Origin of the sequence: Mesorhizobium sp. M4A.F.Ca.ET.050.02.1.1, assembly GCF_003997725.1 — a bacterium.
Taxonomy (GTDB): Bacteria; Pseudomonadota; Alphaproteobacteria; order Rhizobiales; family Rhizobiaceae; genus Mesorhizobium.
Map to the genome: position 1 here is coordinate 1 of NZ_RZSG01000478.1, position 4,721 is coordinate 4,721.

General features: G+C 62.0%; 5 protein-coding genes, 1 tRNA gene and 1 pseudogene. 3 read left to right on the forward strand and 4 right to left on the reverse strand.

Annotated elements, in window-relative coordinates:
* Nucleotides 1–159 precede the first annotated feature (159 nt).
* Complete coding sequence (locus EOA33_RS24940) at nucleotides 160–354, reverse strand: hypothetical protein (RefSeq protein ID WP_127406838.1); 195 nt, start codon at nucleotides 352–354, stop codon at nucleotides 160–162.
* Between the two features lie 188 nt (nucleotides 355–542).
* Here EOA33_RS24940 and EOA33_RS24945 point away from each other — a divergent pair, with 188 nt between their 5' ends.
* The 3 genes from EOA33_RS24945 (at nucleotide 543) to EOA33_RS24955 (ending at nucleotide 1,467) form a co-directional block, all read left to right on the forward strand.
* Complete coding sequence (locus tag EOA33_RS24945) at nucleotides 543–803, forward strand: hypothetical protein (RefSeq protein WP_127406839.1); 261 nt, start codon at nucleotides 543–545, stop codon at nucleotides 801–803.
* Nucleotides 804–990: 187 nt separating this feature from the next.
* Complete coding sequence (locus tag EOA33_RS24950) at nucleotides 991–1,260, forward strand: helix-turn-helix transcriptional regulator (protein WP_126054928.1); 270 nt, start codon at nucleotides 991–993, stop codon at nucleotides 1,258–1,260.
* Nucleotides 1,261–1,390: 130 nt separating this feature from the next.
* A tRNA-Pro gene (locus tag EOA33_RS24955) sits at nucleotides 1,391–1,467 on the forward strand.
* 86 nt (nucleotides 1,468–1,553) lie between these two features.
* On the opposite strand, the gene EOA33_RS24960 is transcribed toward EOA33_RS24955, so the two are convergent.
* The 3 genes and pseudogenes from EOA33_RS24960 to EOA33_RS24970 all read right to left on the reverse strand — a co-directional run.
* Nucleotides 1,554–2,816: an O-antigen ligase family protein gene (locus EOA33_RS24960; protein WP_127406840.1), complete on the reverse strand. Its 1,263-nt coding sequence runs from the start codon at nucleotides 2,814–2,816 to the stop codon at nucleotides 1,554–1,556.
* On the reverse strand, nucleotides 2,813–4,348 hold the full coding sequence (locus tag EOA33_RS24965; RefSeq protein ID WP_126054927.1) for an undecaprenyl-phosphate glucose phosphotransferase: 1,536 nt from the start codon (nucleotides 4,346–4,348) through the stop codon (nucleotides 2,813–2,815). Before EOA33_RS24965 ends, EOA33_RS24960 begins: the two co-directional genes overlap by 4 nt.
* A 152-nt stretch (nucleotides 4,349–4,500) precedes the next feature.
* Nucleotides 4,501–4,721 (reverse strand): annotated as a pseudogene (locus EOA33_RS24970) (glycosyltransferase); the annotation flags it as partial.

The window sequence follows — 4,721 nt, forward strand, 5'->3', positions numbered from 1 at the left end:
GACAAGAGCAGGGTGGCGAAGCGTTAGCAGCAGCCGGGCTGCGGCCAGGACAAGGCGATGTCTTGCCGAATCCATGCAATGCGGCGCTGCGGATCACGGCAGGAAGGCCGGCTGTGGCAAAACCAAAAACCGCCCTTCCTGTCGGATAAGCCGGCTTGCTCAGGCCTTCTTCGCCAGGACCTTCTGGTGGTGGTGGTGATGATGATGGTGGTGGTGGTGATGCTTGCGGTGATGATGATGACGGTGATGCTTGTGGTGCACCGGAGCAGCATCGGCGCTGGTCGCGCCGAGGATCGGCATCGAGACAGCGAGGGCCACCGCCAGCCCGAGAACGGAGAGAAGGGACTTCTTCATGATATCGTTTCCTTTTGCGCGGGCCGCATTCCGAGGGCACCGGACCAAATCGGTGGCTCGAGCGCCGCGATCGGGACTATCCTCCTGGATTCTTTCGGCAATTTTTCCCGACTGTAGAATTTTGTTTCTGGATTGTGTCTGAGTGACATCCGCGCCGTTTCGGCTGGGCGTTTGCCCCGGTTGCAGAGATGATCGCCCACATCGGCGGCACAACGCCGTTGTTGCCAACCACGACGCGGCCGGATGTCAGCATGCCGTCGCCGACGCGCTGCGCAGTGGCGAAGACGACAGCGCCGGGCCTGAGGTCGTCCGGCGTGGCCGGCGCGAATGCCACGACAGGCGTGGCCCGATCCTTCCTGAAATGGCTGGCGCACCTGTCTGGCTTGCCAGCGACATCCGCGGAACGAACGGAGGCTCAACTCGATGTTCGGTTCTTCAAAAGAACTTGATTGGACCTCGCGAAAGACGGGACCGCGCATTTGGCCGGTTCCCTCTTCCTAAGTCGTTCCGGCGTCGCTTCACGATGGTGTGACGCCCGCTTTGGCGCTTGGCAAATCGCCGCCGAGCGGTCATTGTCTCGCTCGTCTCAGGCAACCCATGATTTGATCAGCGTGTTTCAAACCCAAGGAGTTGCCAATGCCTGCCACTGCAAGACGAGAAGTTCTGACTGATTTGATTGCAACGCCCGGCCATAGCGCCCTCAAAACCGCCCGCGAGACCAGGGGATACAGCCTCGAAGAGCTGTCCCTGACCTGCGGCCTGTCCATTCAAGAGATCGCCGAAATCGAAAGTGGCAGGGATACTGATTCTTCGAAGCTGCGACGAATCGCTGTGGCGCTCCAGCTCCCCGAAGATGCCGTCATTGGCGCGGCGGCGATGGCGCCACCGGAAAGCCGGATCGCCTGACGGCGAGAGCTGTTCGATAAGCCGGCCCCGGCAATGTTTCCGGAAAACCGGATTCCGCTTTCAGGATTGGGGCCCTGTGGTGGAATTCGGTTGACCCGCAGGGGGTTATCACGATAGATCGCGGCCGGTCCGGAGTGTAGCGCAGCCCGGTAGCGCACTTGACTGGGGGTCAAGGGGTCGTCGGTTCGAATCCGGCCACTCCGACCATTCAAACCAGAGACTTGCCCCCAAAAGTCTCTTCTCCTGAAATCAGCGATTTCTGTGGCCGCCTCGGTCGGGCAGCAAGCGGATCGTCATGCGGGCGCCAGCCGCAATTCCTTCTGATGCCGGTATTCGAGCGCGATCGCGCCCCAGATCAGGCCGAGCAGCAGGTAGACATGGCGCCAGTGGTCGATGTCGATGAAGGTGCCGAGGCCGATATTGCCGACGAAGGCGACATAGGCGCACAAGAGATAGGGCTGCCAGGGCCGGTCGCGAAGAAGGATGCGGAAGCCGGCCACGATCGTCCACACTGTCAGCGTCAGGAAACAGATGAAGCCAAGCCAGCCGTAGTCCATCAGCATCTTCAGCCAGATGTCGTGCGTGTCCTCGCCAAAGATGGTGCCGAACACCAGCGGGCCGATGCCGAACGGATGCTCCAGCGCCATCTGGAAGCCGATCGTGTAGCGGGCGAACCGGCCAAGGCGCGCGGTGTCGTAGCTCTGCTCGAGATGGGCGCGGCTGGAAAACATCTCGGCCACGCCTGGCAGTTGCAGGATCACGACCATGGCGATGACAAGCAGCGCGATGGCGGCGATCGTCATGATCACCACGCGCAGCCGGAACTTGCCGCTGTTGCTCTGCAGGAAGAGTGCGCCGGTCAGCAACACCGCCGAAACCGCGAACATGCCCCAGGCGCCGCGCGAGAAGGAAAAGAAGATGCCGGCGGTGATGATCAGGAGCGGCGCCGCGACCAGCGGCATACGCGCGACGGGACCGGTCAGGAGCAGATAGAGCAGGTAGACGCCGGGCAGCACCAGGAACGGTCCGAACACGTTCGGATCCTGGAAGGCGCCGGCGGCGCGGTCGTATTTGGTGAACACCTCCGCTCCCGGGAAGGCGTGGAAATAGCCGGCGATGCCGAGCAGCGCGGTCAGCACCGCCGATACGACATAGGCGATGAAGATCAGCCGGTAGAGGCGAGGCTGCACCGACGTGACCGCGGCAAAGAAGATCGCGGTGAAGGCGAGGAACATCGAGACGGCGAGGTAGAGCGGCGTGTTGGCGAGATTCGCCATCTGGGTCATCGAGATCATGCCGCCAATATTCATCACTATCAGCAGCACCAGAAGTGGGACCACCGCGCGCGAGATGCGCAGGCCGAACCCCCCCCACACGGCGATGATCCCGACCATGTAGAGGTCATAGGGCGCCGGCTCGTCAATGACGAAGCCCGAGAGCAGCAGGCCGAAAAAGACCGCGCCGGATGCAATCAGTGCGATCAGCTTGGCGTTGACCGCCTGAGGCGGCAACTTGTTGATCGCGGCCGCCGGCAGCTCATGGGCGACCGCGCTCAATAGGCATTTTCCGTGTTGAGCAGCCGCACTGGGGTCAGAAACAGGATCCTGAGATCGAATAGCAGCGACCAGTTCTCGATGTAATAGAGATCGTATTCGGTGCGCATGCGGATCTTTTCATTGGTGTCCAGCTCGCCGCGCCAGCCATTGATCTGCGCCCAGCCGGTCACGCCCGGCTTGACCTTGTGCCGGGCGAAGTAGCCGTCGACCACCTCGTTGTAGAGAAGGTTGTGCGACTGGGCGGCGATCGCATGCGGGCGCGGTCCAACCAGTGACAGCGAGCCGAACAGCGAGTTGAAGAATTGCGGCAGTTCATCGATCGAGGTCTTGCGGATGAAGCGGCCGACGCGGGTGACGCGCGGATCGTTTTTGGTCACCGTCTGCTTGGCGGTCGGGTCCGATCGATCGGTATACATCGAGCGGAACTTGTAGACCTCGATGATTTCGTTGTTGAAGCCGTGCCGCTTCTGCTTGAACAGCACTGGCCCCTTGCTGTCGAGCTTGATGGCGATGGCCGTCACCAGCATCACCGGCGAGAAGACGATGATGCCGATGATCGAAAACAGGATATCAAAGGCGCGCTTGGCGACCGAGTCCCAGTCGTTGATCGGCTTGTCGAAGATGTCGAGCATCGGCACCGAGCCGATATAGGAATAGGCGCGCGGGCGGAATTGCAGCGCATTTGAATGTGCCGACAGTCGGATGTCCACCGGCAGCACCCACAGCTTCTTCAAGAGCTGCAGCACGCGCGATTCGGCGGTCAGCGGCAGCGACACGATCAGCATGTCGATGCGGGCGATGCGGGCAAAGTCGATCAGCTCGGAAATGGTGCCGAGCTTGGGATAGCCGGCGACGATCGGCGGCGAGCGCTTGTCGCCGCGATCGTCAAAGATGCCGCAGATGCGGATGTCGTTGTAGGGCTGCCTCTCGACAGAGCGGATCAGCATCTCCGCCGACTTGCCCCCGCCGACAATGACGGCGCGCCGCTCCATGCGCCCATCGCGGGCCCAGCGCCGGATCAGGTTGGACATCACCAGCCGGAGGCCGAAGATGAGCACGAAGCCGACGACGAACCAGGTGCCGAACAGGAGGCGCGAATAGTCCTCCGACATCTTCATGGCGAAGGCCGTCAACGCCATCAGCGCGAAAGTCCCGGCCCAGACCAGAAGCACCCGGCCAAAACTGGCGATCGGCCGCATGAGGGCGGCGATCTGGTAGGAATCGGTGACGTCGAGCAGCACCACCGCCAGGAACGAGGCGGCGGCGATCGTTACTGGATACTGCCAGGCGAGATAGTTGAAGAAGCCGACATAGTAGAAATAGAGGCAGAGGCCCGACACGAACAGCAGCGCGAATTCGACCATGCGCAGCACGCCGCTGACCATGATCGGCGACATCGTATCGCGCCGGTACTGCGAGGCGACCTGACGCGCCACATCGTTCAGGCCGCTCGCTGCTTCGCTCTCGGCAGGGCCGTCGAATTTGCGTACCGCATTCATTGAAAAGCGGCGTGCGGGGTCGATCTCGTTCATTGGATTGTCCGCGGGGTTCGCTCGGCTGAATAGCAAAAGAGAGCTAAGAAACCCTTGAGACAACAGATGGCTTTGAACCGGTTGCCACCCTGCGTTGAGGCGGACGGGGCTGGTCAGCGTGAGAAAACGTCCCAGAGCAAATCGACCACGCTCTAGCGCCGGAGCGCGGCAAAATAGGCCTTCTCGATCTCCGCGGCCATGACGTCGGCGCCGAATCGTGCCCTGAGGTCGGGCGCCCCGGGCATCAGGCGCTGATAGGCGCCGAGATCGGAGAGCGCGTCGCTCAGCCTGTCGCCAAGCTGGTTCGGATCGGGACGGATCAGGGCAGGGGAGGCTTCGCCGAATATCTCCGGTATGCCGCCGACGGCGGTGG

Bases quoted from the DNA above. Each gene is read 5' to 3' on its own strand.
- EOA33_RS24940 (WP_127406838.1), bottom strand. From the start codon at position 354: ATGAAGAAGTCCCTTCTCTCCGTTCTCGGGCTGGCGGTGGCCCTCGCT.
- EOA33_RS24945 (WP_127406839.1), top strand. From the start codon at position 543: ATGATCGCCCACATCGGCGGCACAACGCCGTTGTTGCCAACCACGACG.
- EOA33_RS24950 (WP_126054928.1), top strand. From the start codon at position 991: ATGCCTGCCACTGCAAGACGAGAAGTTCTGACTGATTTGATTGCAACG.
- EOA33_RS24965 (WP_126054927.1), bottom strand. From the start codon at position 4,348: ATGAACGAGATCGACCCCGCACGCCGCTTTTCAATGAATGCGGTACGC.